The following is a 17,491-nucleotide window of genomic DNA, read 5'->3' as shown; positions in this document are numbered from 1 at the left end:
TCTTGATCGAGCATCAGATTGTGTGATTCTCGGATTGAGAAAGCTCGGCGATTTCGTCAAAGCCAAACTGTTGAACTAGCTCGGTTAATGCTATCGCGATTTGCTGCTCAGATTTTGGAATTTGCTGAATTAATTGCAAAATTTGATCAGCATCTACCGCGAGCGATGCTTGATGTAGTTGGGCAATCCAAGCAGAAGGCATCGAATCTAGCATCTCACGAGTTAGTTCTAACGTTGGTTCAGTTGAGGGTGTTGTCTCTTCCTCGTAGACATAGTTCACACCAAGATGCTGAGCTAATTTCTCAAATAAGTGAGCTTCTCGAAACGGTTTTGCTAATAAGTCATCACAGCCAGCCGCCAAGATCGAAGCGCGTTGTTCTTCAAAGGCACTGGCAGTTAACGCTAAGATCTTCGATCGAGTCTGAGCCGATTCCAGCGCGCGAATTTGTCGAGTTGCTTCGTAGCCATCCATGATGGGCATTCGCATATCCATCAAAATCAAGTGCGGCTGCCAGTGTTGCCATTGTGCTATCGCATCTTCTCCATTGATTGCTGATCTCGTTTCAAAGCCCACCATTGTGAGCAATTGTTCTACGAATTCTCGATTTTCAGCGCGATCGTCTACGACTAAAATTCGATAGCTCGATTGTTGTGGTGTAAGCTGCAACACCCGTTTTGAATTCAGCATGGGTATAACATCTTTGGGATTCGCGATCGCGATTTGAATCCCAAATGAAAACGTTGATCCTTGTCCGACTGTCGATTCAACCTGAATATCACCGCCCATCAATCGCACAAAGCGACGACTAATCGTTAATCCAAGCCCAGTACCTTCTCGCAATTGGGAACCGCTATGAGTTTGAATAAAGGTGCGAAATAGCTGGTCAAATTCTTCGGGAGCAATGCCTTGTCCCGTGTCTTGGACTTTGAATTGGAGCATTGTTTCGGATTGCACCGTTGCTTCGAGCGTAATGCTGCCGTGGTCTGTAAACTTCATCGCATTGCTGAGCAAATTGATCAAGACTTGTCGGAGCTTGTTTTCGTCGGTTTGGATGTACTGCGGAAGATTAGGTGCGATCGTAAAATTCAACGCAAGATGCTTTGCCTTTGCCCGCATTAAAAACATTTCTTGTAGCGTGTACAAAAGATGATGCAAATCAAAGGAAACCAGGTTTAACGTCGTTCGTCCGGCTTCAATCTTGGACATCTCCAATACATCATTGATCAGATCTAGCAAATGTTCACCACTGCGATTGATAATGGCAAGCGAATTGCGTTGTCGATCGGACAGTGCAACCTCACGCTCCATCAATTGAGCAAATCCAAGAATTGCATTCAACGGCGTTCTCAGTTCATGGCTCATGTTGGCAAGAAACGTACTCTTTGCGAGATTTGCTGTTTCCGCCGCTTCTTTCGCGATACGTAAATCGGCTTCGGCTTTGTATCTGGCTCGTCCGATCGCAATGAGTTCACCCACCAATCTGAGGCTGTTAATATCCTCCTGACTCCAAGCTTTCTGAAAATGAGTCGTGTCCACCCCCATAAAGCCCGTTACGTTTCCCTGGTAAATCACGGGCACTGCCATTAACGACTGAATCGACTGTTGCATAAATAACCGTCGTTCTGGAGAGTCCGGAATCATTGCGATATTGGTCGTATATAAGGCTTCTCCTGAAAGAATCTGCTGGTGTAGAACGGGAAATTCAGGAACACTCGACCCTCTTGCTTCAGGAGTTAAGGGAGCAATATTCTCACCACACCATTCGTACAACAATTGACATTCACCGTGATTGTTCCAGTACTCGAAGATGCAGCCGCGCTCTGCACCAATATGGCGAGTAATCAGCTCCAAAGCTTCCCCAATTGCGGTTTCTGCATCTTGGTCAATGAACTGTCGAGAGATTTGACTGAGTAAGTTATCGAGTCCAGCGCGACGTTGCAGTGATTCTTCGGCAGCTTTACGATCGCTGATATCCACAATCACGAACTCAAAGCAGCCTTCTTCTAAGCTCGGACGCAGCGAAAACAAGCCCCAACCTGTTGAATCGTCTGCTCGATGCAATTGCGTTTCTAAATCGCGTACTTCTTCGTTTTGCTGAAGAGCATTCAACATCAACTGCCGTGCCTGCGGATCAACCTGAAACTCGCTGGTGTAGCGTTTATCAATCAAGTCGCTTGCCGATTCAAGCCGCAGAATATCCGCACAGCGTTGATTCGCATCGAGAAATAAACCATCTTCGATGCGGGTGCGTCCAATCCCAACTTGAGAATTCTCGAACAAATGACGGTATTTCAGTTCACTCCGCCGCAGCGCTTCTTCGGTTTGTCTGCGGGAGGTAATATCGGTAAAGACAGACTCTAAAACATTTTCGGCAGCATTGATCGACAAAGTAAACATTCCCCATCGCAATGATCCATCCCGATAACGAAACTGCATTTCATAGTTCGTGACTTTGCCATGCTTTTGAATTTCATCGAGAATGATGTCTCGATCGCTGAGATCGGCATAGAAATCGATCGTGTATTTCTTAGCAACGACTTCATCAGCGCAATCGTAACCAAGAGCCGCGATCGCATACGGATTTGCTTCTAGAATTAGCCCATCTTCTAAGCGAATTCGGTAGATGCCAACTTGAGCGGTTTCAAACAGATTGCGATATTTGAGTTCACTGCGCTGTAAGGCTTGTTGTTGCGCTTGGAGTAAAGCATTCTGATGCCGCAATGCTTCTTCGGCTTGTTTTTGTTCAGTGATGTCGGTTTGCGTTCCAATCCACTCTTGAATCTTGCCCTGCTCATCGAAAATGGGGACACCTCGCACCGCAAACAATCGATATTCACCCGATGCTATCTGCACCCGTTGTTCAACTTCATAGATTGTTCCAGAATTGACTGCGTCTAACCAAACCTGTGCGGTAGGAGCGCGATCGTCGGGATGAACGCTTTCAAGCCATCCCCAGCCTTTTGCACTTTCGGCGCTGCGTCCCGTGAGCGCACACCAAAGCGGAATATCTTCGACTACTTCTCCTTGAGCATTGGTCATCCAAACCGCTTGAGCCGTTGCGGTGACAAAGGCACGATATCGACCTTCACTACGACGAAGTGCTTTCTCAGCACTCTTACGCTCGGTGATATCTCGAAAGAACGAAATCCGCCCGTAATATTCGCCTGTTGGAGACTTTACTGCTTTACTATGGCGTTCGATCGTTCGTCCATCTTTCAACAAAAGCTCATCGTGCAGAACTTCATCTAAGTTCTGATAAAGCGCTTCGATGTCTGCTAAAAAAGCTTCTGGGTCTTCTACCTGATCTGCAACCATTTCTGCAATCTGACGCGAGCTTCTAGCCGTTAGAATTTGTGGCAATCGCCAGATTTCACAGAACTTTTGATTGTAATCAACAATGTTGCGGTGTTCGTCTGCAACTAGGATGCCATCGATCGAGGCTTCTTGCTGAGCCTTGAGCAACGCATTACTACGTCGAAGTTGTTCTTCGATCGCTTTTTGCTCGGTAATGTCTCGCATCATTGAAGAAACGAACTTCAACGATCCATCTGGATTTTTGTGCGTCATGATCACTTGAGACGTTGGAATCTCTTGTCCATCCGTCCTCAGCAGGCGCGTTTCGCCCATCCAAATTCCGTGTTGTAAAGCAATCGGAAAAGCTTCTTCCATCAGAAACTTAGCAGCTTCGGGGGAATGATAGTCTAGAATGCGTTTCTGTAAAATGTCTTCGGTCTCTCCAAACCCCATGACTCGGCGGGTTGCAGGGTTGACATAAAGCGTTCTGCCTTCCGCATCGGCAATTCCAATCAAATCAACGGCTGACTCTAGAACAGTAATCAAATCGTCGCGTTGGAGTTGCGGAACTGAATTAGAGGCGTTACTCATAGGTTTAACCTTCTAAGCAGAGACTTGCAGCTTGATACAGCGCTTGTACAGTAAATCCATCGACTGGATATTGCACAATTGCAAATTCATACCTCATTGGGATGGCTGAGAGTTGTTTTTGCAAGGCTTCTTTTGAAGTGTGAGAAAGTGCAATCGCAAATTCTCCATTCCCCCAATATCCTAAGATTGCTGCGTTGTTAAAAGTCATTTCTAAATGTTGACTTAATTGTTTCAAGGTTTGATTTCCAGCGGCGTGACCTTGTTGAATATTGATTTGTCTGAGTGTTGGCAGATATGCGATCGCAAAACAGCCCGATTGGGTTTGTGTTATGAGCGTCGCGATCACTTGACTCGAATGATATTGATTGGAAAGTCCAGTGATCGAATCTTTAGTGGACAATGTTTGCAGCAATCGAATTCGCTCTAATCGTTGGGTAATCCGTGAAATTAATTCGTGCCCAACCACAGGTTTAACCACATAATCATCGGCTCCCGCTGCAAAAATTTGCTGAACCGTTGCAGGGTCTTGATGAGCAGTGAGGAAGACGATCGGCAAACTTTGCCAAGTTGGATTCGCTCGAATCGCTTGACAGAGTGCGACTCCATTGAGTTGCGGCATCTCCACATCCAAAATCATCAGATCCGGATTAACGCTGGGTAGAATCGTCCAAAATTGTAAGGGATTCTCGATCGCCGTGACGCGCATTCCCCAAGGTTCAAGTTGTTGCTTTAACGTGGCGAGAATGATCGGATCATCATCGACTGCGAGAATGTTCCACGATCGAATCGAAGCAGGTGTCGTAATGGGTTGAACTTCAATTTGAACTTCAATCTGCTCGATGCTCGACTGCTCAATCTCCAATACTTGACTCAACTGTTGAACGAGCAACTGGAGTGCGGGGTGCTGTTGAGAATTTAGCTGTCCTGAAAAAAGTTCCTCAAGCTGACGCGCAATCTGAGTGCCTTCGGGACGCTCGAACATTCCCAATACGCCCGCCAATTTATGCGCCGCTCGTTCTGCCGCTTGCTGCATATCCTCGGTTAACGTCTCAGTCCTCAACGCTTGAACGGCTTGCTGTAGCACTGTTAGGCGTTCTTCCATTAACCCACGATACTGATTCCAAAGTTGCGCTACCGCTTGATTGTATGGTTCAGAATCGGGGACTTCGGGTTCAGAAACCGGAGAAGCGATTGTTTTCGCGTCATCGATCGTCGTTTTCTTCTCTTCTTTTCCGATGGTTTGATTCAATCGATAGCCTAATCCGTAGACATTCTCAATCCAATTGACTGCACCGACGGCTTTTAATTTCTGTCGCAAGCCTTTGATATGGGATTTAACGCTGTCTTCTTGCGGGGGATCATCAAACGTCCATAGATGCTCAATAATGTCTCCACAGCTAAATACACGGGCAGGATGACGCAGAAATAGCTCTAAAAGGCTATATTCCTTCGGGGTCAGCGATAATAGTTCCTCGGCATAAGTAACTTGGCACGATTGCGGATCAAGCCGCAAATCTCCAACTTCTAACAGCGACGCTCCCACAACACCGCGTCTCAGGAGTGCTCGAACTCGTGCTTGTAGTTCTCCCAAGTCGATCGGCTTGACTAAGTAATCATCTGCTCCTGCATCCAATCCTCGAATGCGATGTTCGGTTGCATTTTTTGCGGTCATCAACAAAATTGGCGTTTCACAGCGGCGATCGCGAAGTTGCTGACAAAGTGAAATGCCATCGAGTTTGGGCAAATCCACATCGAGCAGAATTAAGTCATAAGTGGTGCTTTCTGCGCATTCCCAGCCGATCGAACCATCATCAGCAATATCAACTGCATAGTGATGTGCTTTGAGCGATTGCGCAACTAAATTCGCGATCGCCTCATCATCTTCAACAATTAAAATCCGCATCCAATCCCAACATCCAACGCTGATTGCATTGTACGGGTTCACGATGCGAGGAAGCCTTACGGAATGCAACAAGTCCCCTAGTTCTCCCCGATTTGACTTTATGCGAGCGAGTCTTTTCGGAGTGCTGAAAATTCTCTTTTTGAGCAAGTTTCTCCACGGCTTCTCCCCGATAAATTGATTCAATTCAAATCAGTTCAGGAATGCGACGGAGACACAACTTAACGCTGCCACCGATAACATTCAGAACCAAGTCACAAATTAGGGGAACATCCACGCTTCAAACTCTCAAAGAATTGCTACAAAACGCACAGTTGCAACAGCAACTCAAAACCACAGCCAATCAAGCAGAAGTCATCGCACTATTAGACCTCCTGCACGAATCAGTTTGAGTGAGTAAGCTCGTAGTTGAGTAAGCCTGCAATCAGGTTGAAGCGTAGCCCAAAGCGCTTGCGTCGATTGCGATAGCGCTCCGATAAGATGCGAAAGATCTTCAGCTTGCGAAAGGTGTGTTCTACCGTGATGCGAACTTGCGCTAATTGGCGATTGAATTGCCGTTCCGCTTTGGAGAGGGAGCGCTTGCGCGACTTTTTGACTGGAGTACACCTGTAAGCATGAAACTTGGCGATGCCTTGATAGCCTCGGTCTGCGACCCAGAGTTGCTCAAGTTGAGTCGGAAGTTGCGAACCCTTGAAGATGCGAAAGTCATGTTTTCGCCCTTTGTCAAAAGCAGTACAGATAATCATCCCGCTGAGATAGTCCACAACCACTTGAGCTTTTAGCGTGTGCCATTTCTGCTTGCCACTGTAGTAAGGTCGTTGTTTTTTTTGGGCGTTCAATTGGACTCTCACTCACATCGACGACGAGGATGTTCCATTCGGTCTGGGCTGAGTGCAGCGCTTTTTTACCTGGCAAGCAGAACTCACCCGACTGAATCAAGATGTTTTCAATCTTGCGGACAATGCGTCCAACCGTCGTTTCATGAATTCCCCAACTTTGCCCGATGTGGAACTGGCGCTCAATCCTGTAGGAGGATTTCCCTCCGTAGGGAATTGAGTAAGATGGTGCGATATTCTCGCCAATATGCCATCGCAATGAGCAGTTGGTCTTCGACACCAAACTTGCCTTGTCCGCCACGTTTCCCCTTGCGCATGAGCTTTGGTTTAGCGATCGCACTCGGAGCCATAGAGGATTGTTCTTGTGCCAGACAGGGAGAATGCGATCGCATAATTTAAGGAACGATGCTTCCATGAGACGAGGTTGAGACGGGAGCCGATTCAAAGGGAAGTTTGGACACCTTTGGGTCAATTTGGGGAGCCAGTTCGTAGATATTGCGATAGCCGTAGTTATACAAGGCAATGTAGGTTGAGAGATTGAGGGAAGCCGTTGGGAGTTTTGAAGGAAAAGGTTCTTCAGCGTTGATGAAATTGTTGTTGCAATAGATGAGAATTCGCGCTGATTTGTCAGGAAACGTTTTTTTCAAACTTTCAACCGTAATGTCTGGAAAGCTCAGATTGATTGCCCCTTTGATATGCAGCAAATCATACTTCTCGCGGCTCCGGGCATCCAGGATGATCGTATTCGGTTCACGGCTCATGCGAATAAAGTCGTCCTCAGAAATTCGGCGTGTCTCCCGATGCTTTGCAGCTTCATAGGAAACGCGCAAATACCCTGGCATATCAATTGCCGGATTATCTAAAGGGGGTTTGGGAGCGGCGATCGCTGCCTGATTTCTAGAAGTAGCCAGCATCTCACTGGACAGAACGATGCAAGAGAGGAGAGCCACTGCGAGATATTTCATCACTGTTTCCTTATCAAAGAAGATCGAAGAAGCTTGACTGGCACCCATTTTCCATAACTCTGCTGCAATCCTACTGATAGAGATCCCGTCAGAGCTACTCAAGCTTATCAAACCAGAGAAAAACAAGGCTGGACTATCTCAATCTGTTAACGATCTCACTCGAAGCCGTAGAGGACTTTTCCCGATCCATCTGGAGAAAATCTGACGCACCATTCCCCATCCGCCAGCCAGATACGCAACGGGTGATGAATGAACTTGCCATAGATGAAGGCGAGAACCACGATCAGCAGGAATGAGATCCCCACACCTTGAAATACTTTCCAGGGTCGGGCTGTCCATTGATTTTCCATTGGCGCAAATCTTGAGGGAACGGGCTTAGAATTCCCCTGTTGTGCCTCAAGATTTGCGTAAGCTTCCTGCCGCCGCCGAAGCGACTTCACAAGTTTGCAAAAATCCTCGGTTAACTCAGGGCTCCTCCCAGTATTGAGGGATCAGCTTTAATTGAAAATTTACCCATTCATACGAGGCTTCGTCTTCGCTATAGTTTCTGGCAGTGTAGAGAGCGGTTACGATCGCGGCTCTAATGATTTGGACTTCTTCAGTACCGCATGCTCGGAAGGAATACAAGGTCGAACACCTCGCCTAAACCGATTCCTAATCCAGCGATAACGACAAGATAAATCCATATCTGACGCTGCTCAAACCCCGCAGAACGCAGGCTGAGATCCGCTAGAACCGCTGTCACAAGTGGCAGAAAGACTAAACCCAAGAACTCAAACTTGCTGACAAATAGAAATGCACAGACACTAATCAAAAAGCTCAGGAATACAACGATCAATAAAGTGCGAGAAATCACTCCGGACAACTGCTCAAGCAAAGCCCTGCCCGTTCCAGAAATGATCACGATTGCAAGGATTGCGGCGGCTCCAACAAGCCAGATAATATGATGCGCCGCAAGATACCATCCGAGCATGGCATAAGCGCACCAAAACAGTCCTAACGAGAGCCAGGGCAACGAACGAGAAGATTCGCTATTCATGGGATAAAAGCAATCGCTCAACGAAATGGGTACGAAAAAGCCTCCATGCTTCAGCGTACCGTAACCAAGCTAGTACCGCGTAGATCCGAAGCACGATCGCTAGAATCAGCTATGCTGCGGTCGTCATCGGCGCAGATGCAGACTCGAAATTTATCATCAAACCGATTCCTTCCATTGCCACTGGAATAGGGAACGGGCTTATGTTTTCTAGAGGCAAATTGTGTCGATCACGCTTGATACAACTGAACTTTAGTACGCACGTCCACAACTTGCATTTATAAAATCAAACTGCAAGTTGTGGACATACCGAAAAAAACAGCGGTATCAGTCTTGGTATTCATAGACTTCCCATAGGTTTCTCTTCCCTTAAGAAGCTGTGAATACGCTTTGATATCGCGTCTCACTTATTCGGTTGTAACTCGGTTTTAGGGATGTTTTAGGGAGCTATGAAACTCGGTATCCTGAAATTGATGGGCGATACTGGATTCGAACCAGTGACTTCATCCCTGTCAAGGATGCACTCTAAGCTTAAAAACCTTGATAAAGGAGGATTTTACGAGAGTTGATTTGATTTCGTACTCAAATTGTCCTCAAACCGACACTCTTTTCGGGGCTTCTCGATCGCTAATATGCGCTTCGATTTTGTGCAACACACGCTCTTGCTCTCGGAGTAGTCCGAAAATTTCGGAATGAATTCGAGCATTTTGCTGCGTCGATACATTCAAGTCGTGAATCGCTTTCGACATGTCGTGAATTGCGATCGCGATTTGCTGATTAGAGCCATCAATCTTCAGCATGATCTGACTCATGTTGAACAGATCCTCTTTGCGCTCCTTCCTCAAGTCGTCGATTAAGGATTGCGTCAATGCGCCCTCGGCATCGTCTTTTTTCTTGAAAAACTCGATCGCTTCCTTGAGCACAAAATACAGCAAGGCGAGAGCGACTCCCCCTTCAAACAGGGTAGGCATTTGACCAGTAGTGGATTGATTGGTTGATGTCCCAATTGTCGCGATCGTCGTAGTCATGTTTCAGGGAGCTTAATATTTTCTTCAGCGTTCCCCGAATCAAGGGTGGAATCCGACATCAAGCCGAGTGTAACCATTGGGAATCGGAAAGACTTTCGTTTTCCGAGTTGATGTGTCCCCAGACGGGAGCGATATTTTTGTTATCGTCGCTGTTTTTCCCTCGGTTAGGCAGGAATAGAGCGTGTCTTTGATAAATGTTGGCGCACCGAGCGGAAACGACTCCAAAAGCGGAACTTCCGTCTCAGTCGCGCCATCCCAAAAGAGAACCTGAATATCTAGTCCAACGGATCGGGTGTAAATCGCCGTACCAGCCTTGGGATCAACAAAATCGGGTCGCCCGTTGATGTAATTAAGCGGGCTTTCGCCGAGGCTACCGTAAACCTCCCCCGCATAAATAAAGGTAGTGTCATCGCCGCTACCGCTGAAGAGAGTCCACAATCCCGTCTGAGTCCACAAGACTGGTCGTGGACCAGCCAAGGAACTCAGTCGCGGATCATCCATCCAGATCTCCCAAAGCGTACCAACCCCGGATTGAAGAACCACGATCCCTGTGCGATCGTTACCGATTAAAACAAAGGTCACGATCCACTTATCCCCGCCCCCTTTGTTGACGATGCGACTCTGATCAAAATCAAGCCGCGCCCCTTCGGGAATCGTGTAGATGCGTTTCGGATTTGGGCGATCGCCGCCAATCCAAAGCGCGCCATCTTTGAAACAGAGAATCTTAACTTTTCCGGGTTCGTCCGGTTTTGCCCGTCGCCGTCGAGACTCATGCAGCGCTTCGCGGCTTGGACTGGTCGGTGTTCCGAACACAATCCACTGTCCGTCATTGGTTCGCATTGCTTGCACGTTTCCTGGACTGATCGCCGTGTGAGCCGTTCCCGTGACACTGCGCGTTCCATTGTGATCGGTGTAGCGGAACGTAATCGATCCGCCTGGGCTTGCCGCGCTGGAGGTCACAGCAGAAATGATGTTTTGAGCAGAATTCGCGATCTCCCTGAGTTGATAAGCGACTTCATCCGGGGTTTTATCCACTAAAACCCTCCTGGCAGACTGGAAAGATAGGTCTGCATTGCTCGATAGAGTGTCTTGTGCTGTTCTGGGGTGAGCGCCTGATCTGAGGCAAAAAGAGCGGAATACTCGCGCACGATCGGGTCAACGATCGTTGAACTTGCGGGAGAGGTGACAACGCGGCGACTTCCCCCCAGAACAAATTCAGGACTTGTTCCACTAAAACTTGTCGCTAGCTCTGTTTGAGACGCGATTTCAGAGCCGTTGAGAAATAGAGTGTTTGTCTGGTTTGCGCCTTGCGGATAGCGAGTTGCAGCAATCCACGCGGGATCAAAGAAGTTGATCGATGAAGCGATCGAAACATCGGACCGTCCGAGTGCTCGTCCCTGAGCCTGCCCCAAGTTATTTCTGAATCGTAAAGTTGAAGCCTGATCGTATGTGCTTGAATCGACGATTTCGACCCCTAAATCCGTGCCTGATTGCGGATCGTTGTAGGTTGTCCATAACCCCAGTGTTTGCACCCCGCTATACGTAAACGAAACTGGCATTGGGTTGTCTGTCGTAATGCCGCGCCACTGAGTAAACGTGTTTGAGGTTGAATTGAGCAAGTTTGATTGCGTCCAAAATTGGCGCGCATCGTCTGGGTGCGCTGCCGCGAAAATAAACAGCGTGCTACTTGCCCAGATGTCCGCTTCCTTCAGAGTTTTGATGAGCGTATTGATCCGATTTTGTTGAATGTTGGAGTAGTAGCCAGTGAAGCGATCGAGTAGATCGATCGTCTCAGGCTCAAATGGTTCTGAGGTCGTTAAAAGCGGCGTGTAGCTTGCAATCCAGTTGTTACCCGTGTAAAGAACGCTGGCACGGGAGCGCGCTGAATTCTCAGCCGTGAAGTCGGGGGCAAGTGGGCGATCGAGCCACTGAAAATCGTTCGGGAACGACAGCGATCGCGGAGCGTCGGAATCGTCCCAAGTCAGATACAACTCAAACCGCGTTCCCGCTACGCCGTTAATCACCGCGATCGAGACATCGGTATCCTCTCCACGTAGCTCCAACTCGAAAATATTCGCGTAAGCTGCATCGATCGTGTAAACATCGCCAGTTTTACGAATCCCGTCTACTGGTTCAAAGGCGAATTCGTCATACTCAAGACCCAGCCTGTATTGCTGCGCACTTGTCCAAAGCTGAGTACGATCGGGCATTGCAATGCGTCTGCGGTTGCCGAATTCGTCTTCTAGAAATGGATACAATCCGGCATCGTCGGTATCGATCGACAAAAATAGTTCGTTGGGCTGCAATGCAGGCGCGATCGCGTCGGTACTGAGAACGTTGCTTCCACCTCCCCCAGAACCACTGCCGCCGCTCAGGTTGCCGATTTCGACCCATCCACCCGCCTCTTTGCGATAAACCTTGCCGTTATGGATGTAGTCCGGATCTGGATTGAGGACAAAGCCGATTTCGTCTAAATCTCCGGGGGTTTCTGAGGTCGGAGGAGTTTCAAAAATAATAATTGAACCTCTTGCCCCAGCCGCGCCCCGTTGACCTCTGAGGATTGCCTTGAACGTCCATCCAGAGGATTCAAACTCATACACCTTGCCGTGGTCCGGATCTTCGGTGTCGTTTTTCAAGACGATCGCGATATCTCCGATTCCTGCCGTTCCCGTGGGGATAGTATCAGGCGTGAGAATGCGATTACTCGCAGATTCAATCCATCGCCCCGGTTGTTCTGGAGTGCGCCACACTGGACGAATCACCCGGTCTGATTCATCCTCTGTTGATTCAGGATTGAACCACCACGGCGATTCAGTTTCTTTCAGGTATCTCGCCTGATACGGGCTGACTCGCACCTGAACGGTCGATCGCAGCGCTTCACGAGTCGCAAGCGGTTCTGTCCAGTAGCGCGACGATGCCTCTACCTCAGCATCGGTAAGTGTGCGCGTATGCAGGCATCCATCTAGGGTACTGTGCGAAATCAGTGTGACTTGCGCGCCGTCGTATTCGTAAGCAAAGCAAACCTCGATCGTGCCCGCTGGAATTGTGCCAGAACCAAACGTTTCAGGCGTTGCCGAAATTGCCTCAAATAAGCTGAAATCTTCATCTGCAACTGGAATTGACGAAATCGTTTCGCCCGCACTCCAATTGTCGATCGTAAATTCTTGAGTCGCGGCATCAATCACGAGATAGCCATCAAACTTCTTGATTGTGGCAACACTTGCAACCGTCGATCGCACATAGACCACGGCAAACGGCGGATTGAATTCGGCTTGTGTGTTCCCTGCAATGAGTGAGTCTGGATAGTTCGCCCGAATCGTAGCGTTTGTGCCATTGGACGGATAGGAGCAGGTCACTTTTAACCCCGCACCCGCGCTAAAGGTCACAGGATCAGACCAGTCTGAAGCGCTCGAAATCCCTGCTGCTGTGCCGATCTTGGCTCGAATTGCCTCGGTATCATCTTGTGGTTCATCCAGCGGCTTGAGATAAACCGAACCGTTGGAGTTGATGTAGAGCGGTTGATTCAGCGTGTTTTGCGCTAACCCCAGAACAAGCGAGGGAGAAACCGCAAGGAACGATCGCGAATTGACTAAGCCTGATCGCTTGAGGCACTTCGCACCACTCGCTTGAGGAATTACGATTCCGCGATCGTACTCTGGATAGATTTGATCACCCTTGGCAAATCCGCCCTCCACGTATGCACCCGCCTGCACTGCCAAGCCGAGATTGATTTTGATCAGTGAGCCATTGAGGATTTGATTATCGAGTTGTTCTGGGGTGAAGTTCGGGAAGACATCGATCGCGTAAGCTTCATCCGGCTGCAAATCGTCTTCGAGCATCAAATCAGTTTTCTGGTTCTCGAATAGCACCTCGGTATCAATCCCGCGCATCGGATTGCCGTTGCTATCTTCGACTCTGAGCGCACCTGTAATTGTGTTGACGTAGCCTCGAAACACACAGCGCAACAGCCCTTCAAATAAACCCGATCTGGGCATTTCGTTGAGCGTGACCGCAATCATGACGCGCTTACCTGCCGCGATCGCATCGTCGGAATCATTAATCAGCCAAAACCTGAAGCCATCACCGCTTGAGCCATTGCAGTTATAGGTTTTGAGATTGACGACGGATTCATCGATCGATCTGACATCTTGAGCGCATCCACCTGGATCGTCAGTGTTGACAACATAAGTCGAGAATCCAGCAACAATCAGCCAGTTTCCAGGAGCGGGCGCAGCAGATAGCACGGTCTGATTGTTCTGGGGGAGAAGTGAAGTAGGGTCATACTCAAAGACTTGAGCAAGGCTTGACACTCCGCGCCTCATGCCGGGGATTAGGCTTGCAGTAGGCAGTGCAGCGGGATTCAGAACAATCTCGCTCAGGCTTAAATGTGCGTCGGTCGATAGCTCGATCGTTGTTCCTGGTTCAATTCGAGCGATCGCAACAAAGGATGATGGCGTATTTGTCTCGGATGCACTCAGCACAAATGAATCCCACGATTCGCCATCTAGGATTGCTGGTAGGGTCACAGTTGCTTTTTGATTTGCCGCGATCGTGGCTTGGATCGGATCACTCAGCAGGTTGCACCCGATCGGGTTGCATCCTTGGATTGCGAACCATAGTGTTCTGGGGGTAGTAACCTCACCGCCAGATGTGACGGTGACTGTGGGCGCGGGAAGTTGAGATCTGCCGTTAGCGTATTGAAGAAGCATCTATGAAGAGTCGTGACTGATTCGCTGATCACGATAGCCTTAAAGCTTCAAATCGTTGCAAAATCATCGTATGGATATCAGTCAGTGGGTCAAAAAAGCTGGAATAGCCCTGCTTATCGTGACAATCTCTGTTCTAAGTGCCGTCTCAATTCAGTTTGTTCGAGAAGCCTCGCGTGAGCAATGCCCGCTTGAGCTTGCAGCGACGGAACCTGTTCAGAGCTTTTGGAGATATTTTGATACCGATTCTGAGGCGGATGCGACTGGGCAGTGCCAAGAATATGCAAAACGATCGACCAATAAAGATGTCATTACTTCTTGCTCAAGCTGTCGCGACACAGAAGGGCTTCCAGAATGCAGAGCAGGATACTATTGCGACATCACGCTTCGATTTTTGCCTTGAGAGAACATCAACGAATTTCGCGGGAATCCTAGCAGCAAGCCCTTATTCAGCAGAATCATGACTGCGATCGCTCTTTCATTTATTGTGTCGATCGCGCTTCTTTTATGTGCGATCGCGCTGGTTGTTTCGGACTTCTTAGCGCTTCCAACACTGTTTTATACGGTTGCTTTGGGTAGTGCAGTTGCTACGGTTTTACTCTCAGGTTTCGTGATTTTTCGAGCCTATCAAATGAATTCATAGTCGGACTGGAACGCCCGCGCCACGCAAGACGGGATGCCCGCAGAATTCAATTAATTTTCATGTCTCTCAAAGTTAAAAATACCGACCTTGTGACTTCGATCACAGGTGCGATGCCGCTTGCTTTTCTGTTGATCAGGGTGCTCACGGGGCAGACTCCCACGCTAGACGCGCAATCCGTCATCACTGATGTCGTCTTGCTGATTGTTTCGTGGTACGTGGGCAAGTAAGATGACCTATCTACCCACCGTTCCGAGTGACGACGAGAAATACGCCTATTCCACTCCGAACGGTCGGTGGATAGGGTTTGTGGGCGCGATCGGGCTAACGACTTTTGCCGTAACCTCGATCTCGTTCATCTCGAAGCATCCAGCCTTACTAGGCTATGGCGTGTTTTGTTTGATTTATTTTGCCAATGTGGGATTTTGCGCGATTGGTGCATGGTTTGCTCGAAACTTCAACGCCCTTGAACATGAGCAAGTACGATCGCGTTTTTCTGATTATGTTCCGACTGTCGATGTCTATCTGCCGAACTGCGGCGAAGACATTCAGGTTTTGGTCAATCAGTTCAAGGCTGTAAAGCAGCTTGACTATCCGAATTTCAAAGTTTACGTTCTCGATGATGCTGGACGCGATGAAGTTCGCATCGCAGCAGAGCTACACAGCTTTGAATATATGTCTCGTCCAAACAAGGGAGAGCTAAAAAAAGCGGGCAATATGCGCCACGCATTCGCCCGCTCTCAAGGAGCATTGATTTTGGTGTTTGACGCGGATTTCGCCCCGCGCCCTGATTTTCTCGCTGAAACCGTTGCTTATTTCGCTCGTAATCCCAAACTAGCGATCCTGCAAACACCGCAGTACTTTCAATCCACCCCAGAACAAACAGCGATCGCCAATGGTGCAACGTTCCTGCAAGAAGTGTTCTACAGACTGATTCAGAACTTTAGAAATGCTTGGGGTGCATCAGTGTGCTGTGGCTCGAATGCAATTTACCGTCGCGAGGCTCTTGCCCCTCACGGTGGCGCGGCTGCCGTCGAGCGCAGTGAGGATGTGAACACGGGAATGATGGTACTGAGAGATGGTTGGACGATCGAGTATTTGCCGCTATGCCTCGCGAAAGGACTCTCACCCGATACGGTGAAGGGATTCTTCAACCAACAATACAGATGGTGCTCAGGCTCAAAACATCTGATTACATCTCGTCAGTTCTGGACTCAGCCAAACGTCAATCTACTGACGAAATTCTCCTATGTTCTCTCGATCCTCTACTATTCGACTTCAGGACTAGGAATTCTCTGCTTTCCCTTGCCCTCACTGATCAATGTGTGGTTCTATCCGCAGGATTTAAGTGCAGGTAACTACAGTTTGGTGTTTCCAGCGATCGCGGTTTCCATTATTGCTCGCGGGGTGTGGGCAAAGAATCGATGGGGGTTGCCAGTGCTAACAACCTCGATCGCGGCAAGCTACGCGCATCTATCCGGGATTATCGATGTTCTGGGGGGCAATGTTGCACCATGGGTTCCAACGGGGGCGACTGGGGCAAAATCGACAAAGTACGATCGCTTTATTCGCATGATTGCATTCATTCCGCCTGCACTATTAGCCTTGATGGTTTTAGGTTTAGCAATTCATGATGTGCCTTGGCGATCTGAAACAGTTCCGTTGCTATGGATGAGCTTACAGGTCGTTCTGTCCTGGTTAGTTTTGCGAGAAATTCGCACTGAGCTAGAAGATTGCGGCTAAGATTCGGTATTCATTCATGGATTTTCAGGTTCAGGCGGCAAATAGCCGCTTTTTCTATGCTCTTGCTACTCGTCCCGATCGCGATCGTTGCTTCCATCCTCATCCCGAATCTGATCGAGTTTTTGAAGCATCGATCGCTTGTTCGGCAACTCCGAAAAGCCAAGCCTATCAATACGTCTGACTGTCGATACAATGCCCATAGTCGGTATCTTTGGTGCGCGGTACATCCAATGGCGAAGACTTGCGATCGATGCTCAGATTACCGCGAAGCGTAGTTTGGATTCCATGCAAAAATCCCATCCATCCACGGGACAAATACAACGTCAACTCCCAATAAAGTTGTAATTGGATGAGGGATTCTAGAATCAGGGTGAAGACTGGGACGCATTACGGGCAGATCGAGGTGGAACCTAATCACTTGGGCGTGCAAGTCTCTGCCAATATAGACCACTGAAGGATACTCACCGTATCGGTAGCACAAGGCATCCATGTGATGACGAATCTGCTTGATGATTTGCCGATCATCAAATTCAATTGCTTCAAATGCAAGACTGACTTTCTTGTGAGCGGTTTCCTGTAGTAGTTCTCTACGCTTTAGCCACCAAATCGAGAAGCAATTAAGCCATTCTTTCCAGTCAGCATTAAGCCATTCCCAGAAATCTAACGACTTGGGTTCATTTAGCTCGATCGCGTTGTACCAAGTAACCGACTCAACTTCGTTTCTCACACCAATCTTGACTCGACTCATGCA

General features: G+C 48.5%; 17 protein-coding genes. 6 read left to right on the top strand and 11 right to left on the bottom strand.

Annotation, left to right across the window (positions count from 1 at the left end; all coding sequences use genetic code 11):
- Nucleotides 1-13: 13 nt before the first annotated feature.
- From LEPBO_RS41685 to LEPBO_RS0107205, 10 genes are all read right to left on the bottom strand, one after another.
- Nucleotides 14-3,886 carry a PAS domain S-box protein gene (locus tag LEPBO_RS41685; protein ID WP_017286880.1) on the bottom strand — a complete coding sequence of 1,291 codons (3,873 nt, stop codon included), beginning with the start codon at nucleotides 3,884-3,886 and terminating at the stop codon, nucleotides 14-16.
- Nucleotides 3,887-3,890: 4 nt separating this feature from the next.
- On the bottom strand, nucleotides 3,891-5,789 hold the full coding sequence (locus LEPBO_RS0107245; RefSeq protein ID WP_017286879.1) for a response regulator: 1,899 nt from the start codon (nucleotides 5,787-5,789) through the stop codon (nucleotides 3,891-3,893).
- Between the two features lie 380 nt (nucleotides 5,790-6,169).
- Nucleotides 6,170-6,625: an IS5/IS1182 family transposase gene (locus LEPBO_RS42225; RefSeq protein WP_051077774.1), complete on the bottom strand. Its 456-nt coding sequence runs from the start codon at nucleotides 6,623-6,625 to the stop codon at nucleotides 6,170-6,172.
- 179 nt (nucleotides 6,626-6,804) lie between these two features.
- Nucleotides 6,805-7,014, bottom strand: coding sequence for a hypothetical protein (locus LEPBO_RS43930; protein WP_225903980.1), 210 nt, complete (start codon nucleotides 7,012-7,014; stop codon nucleotides 6,805-6,807).
- A gap of 3 nt (nucleotides 7,015-7,017) precedes the next feature.
- The gene (locus LEPBO_RS36355) at nucleotides 7,018-7,587 is read right to left on the bottom strand and encodes a rhodanese-like domain-containing protein (protein ID WP_071596208.1); all 570 of its coding nucleotides are present in this window, start codon (nucleotides 7,585-7,587) and stop codon (nucleotides 7,018-7,020) included.
- A 155-nt stretch (nucleotides 7,588-7,742) separates the two neighbouring features.
- Nucleotides 7,743-8,027, bottom strand: a complete 285-nt coding sequence (locus LEPBO_RS36350; RefSeq protein WP_026148470.1) for a hypothetical protein — start codon at nucleotides 8,025-8,027, stop codon at nucleotides 7,743-7,745.
- 158 nt (nucleotides 8,028-8,185) lie between these two features.
- On the bottom strand, nucleotides 8,186-8,626 hold the full coding sequence (locus LEPBO_RS0107220; RefSeq protein ID WP_017286874.1) for a hypothetical protein: 441 nt from the start codon (nucleotides 8,624-8,626) through the stop codon (nucleotides 8,186-8,188).
- A 590-nt stretch (nucleotides 8,627-9,216) separates the two neighbouring features.
- Nucleotides 9,217-9,651 carry a hypothetical protein gene (locus tag LEPBO_RS0107215; protein ID WP_017286873.1) on the bottom strand — a complete coding sequence of 145 codons (435 nt, stop codon included), beginning with the start codon at nucleotides 9,649-9,651 and terminating at the stop codon, nucleotides 9,217-9,219.
- Between the two features lie 39 nt (nucleotides 9,652-9,690).
- Entirely contained in the window at nucleotides 9,691-10,686 is a 996-nt protein-coding gene (locus tag LEPBO_RS0107210; RefSeq protein ID WP_017286872.1) for a hypothetical protein, read from the bottom strand.
- Complete coding sequence (locus LEPBO_RS0107205; protein ID WP_017286871.1) at nucleotides 10,686-14,360, bottom strand: hypothetical protein; 3,675 nt, start codon at nucleotides 14,358-14,360, stop codon at nucleotides 10,686-10,688. Before LEPBO_RS0107205 ends, LEPBO_RS0107210 begins: the two co-directional genes overlap by 1 nt.
- Nucleotides 14,361-14,430: 70 nt before the next feature.
- Between LEPBO_RS0107205 and LEPBO_RS0107200 the strand changes: the two genes are divergently transcribed.
- The 6 genes from LEPBO_RS0107200 to LEPBO_RS45260 are packed head-to-tail and all read left to right on the top strand — an operon-like array spanning nucleotide 14,431 to nucleotide 17,015.
- Nucleotides 14,431-14,760 carry a hypothetical protein gene (locus LEPBO_RS0107200; protein WP_017286870.1) on the top strand — a complete coding sequence of 110 codons (330 nt, stop codon included), beginning with the start codon at nucleotides 14,431-14,433 and terminating at the stop codon, nucleotides 14,758-14,760.
- A gap of 57 nt (nucleotides 14,761-14,817) precedes the next feature.
- Nucleotides 14,818-15,000 carry a hypothetical protein gene (locus LEPBO_RS0107195; RefSeq protein WP_017286869.1) on the top strand — a complete coding sequence of 61 codons (183 nt, stop codon included), beginning with the start codon at nucleotides 14,818-14,820 and terminating at the stop codon, nucleotides 14,998-15,000.
- Nucleotides 15,001-15,059: 59 nt separating this feature from the next.
- On the top strand, nucleotides 15,060-15,227 hold the full coding sequence (locus LEPBO_RS42825; protein ID WP_017286868.1) for a hypothetical protein: 168 nt from the start codon (nucleotides 15,060-15,062) through the stop codon (nucleotides 15,225-15,227).
- A gap of 1 nt (nucleotide 15,228) precedes the next feature.
- Complete coding sequence (locus LEPBO_RS0107185; RefSeq protein WP_017286867.1) at nucleotides 15,229-16,740, top strand: glycosyltransferase family 2 protein; 1,512 nt, start codon at nucleotides 15,229-15,231, stop codon at nucleotides 16,738-16,740.
- A 16-nt stretch (nucleotides 16,741-16,756) separates the two neighbouring features.
- A complete protein-coding gene (locus LEPBO_RS42820; RefSeq protein ID WP_017286866.1) occupies nucleotides 16,757-16,921 on the top strand; it encodes a hypothetical protein in 165 nt (54 codons plus the stop codon).
- Nucleotides 16,863-17,015 (top strand): DUF6464 family protein, encoded by a 153-nt coding sequence (locus LEPBO_RS45260; protein ID WP_225885753.1) that lies wholly within the window; start codon nucleotides 16,863-16,865, stop codon nucleotides 17,013-17,015. Before LEPBO_RS42820 ends, LEPBO_RS45260 begins: the two co-directional genes overlap by 59 nt.
- Here the strand turns inward: LEPBO_RS45260 and LEPBO_RS0107175 are convergent.
- The gene (locus tag LEPBO_RS0107175) at nucleotides 17,000-17,488 is read right to left on the bottom strand and encodes a hypothetical protein (RefSeq protein WP_017286865.1); all 489 of its coding nucleotides are present in this window, start codon (nucleotides 17,486-17,488) and stop codon (nucleotides 17,000-17,002) included. The genes LEPBO_RS45260 and LEPBO_RS0107175 overlap by 16 nt on opposite strands.
- Nucleotides 17,489-17,491: the final 3 nt, after the last annotated feature.

It is taken from the genome of Leptolyngbya boryana PCC 6306, from assembly GCF_000353285.1.
Lineage (GTDB): Bacteria > Cyanobacteriota > Cyanobacteriia > Leptolyngbyales > Leptolyngbyaceae > Leptolyngbya > Leptolyngbya boryana.
Note: the sequence above shows the minus strand (reverse complement) of the source record. Positions and strands in the feature narration are given on the sequence as shown.

Coding starts and splice junctions, on each gene's coding strand:
- LEPBO_RS41685 (WP_017286880.1), bottom strand. CDS start 3,886: ATGAGTAACGCCTCTAATTCAGTTCCGCAACTCCAACGCGACGATTTG.
- LEPBO_RS0107245 (WP_017286879.1), bottom strand. CDS start 5,789: ATGCGGATTTTAATTGTTGAAGATGATGAGGCGATCGCGAATTTAGTT.
- LEPBO_RS43930 (WP_225903980.1), bottom strand. CDS start 7,014: ATGCGATCGCATTCTCCCTGTCTGGCACAAGAACAATCCTCTATGGCT.
- LEPBO_RS36355 (WP_071596208.1), bottom strand. CDS start 7,587: ATGAAATATCTCGCAGTGGCTCTCCTCTCTTGCATCGTTCTGTCCAGT.
- LEPBO_RS0107220 (WP_017286874.1), bottom strand. CDS start 8,626: ATGAATAGCGAATCTTCTCGTTCGTTGCCCTGGCTCTCGTTAGGACTG.
- LEPBO_RS0107215 (WP_017286873.1), bottom strand. CDS start 9,651: ATGACTACGACGATCGCGACAATTGGGACATCAACCAATCAATCCACT.
- LEPBO_RS0107205 (WP_017286871.1), bottom strand. CDS start 14,360: ATGCTTCTTCAATACGCTAACGGCAGATCTCAACTTCCCGCGCCCACA.
- LEPBO_RS0107200 (WP_017286870.1), top strand. CDS start 14,431: ATGGATATCAGTCAGTGGGTCAAAAAAGCTGGAATAGCCCTGCTTATC.
- LEPBO_RS0107195 (WP_017286869.1), top strand. CDS start 14,818: ATGACTGCGATCGCTCTTTCATTTATTGTGTCGATCGCGCTTCTTTTA.
- LEPBO_RS42825 (WP_017286868.1), top strand. CDS start 15,060: ATGTCTCTCAAAGTTAAAAATACCGACCTTGTGACTTCGATCACAGGT.
- LEPBO_RS0107185 (WP_017286867.1), top strand. CDS start 15,229: ATGACCTATCTACCCACCGTTCCGAGTGACGACGAGAAATACGCCTAT.
- LEPBO_RS42820 (WP_017286866.1), top strand. CDS start 16,757: ATGGATTTTCAGGTTCAGGCGGCAAATAGCCGCTTTTTCTATGCTCTT.
- LEPBO_RS0107175 (WP_017286865.1), bottom strand. CDS start 17,488: ATGAGTCGAGTCAAGATTGGTGTGAGAAACGAAGTTGAGTCGGTTACT.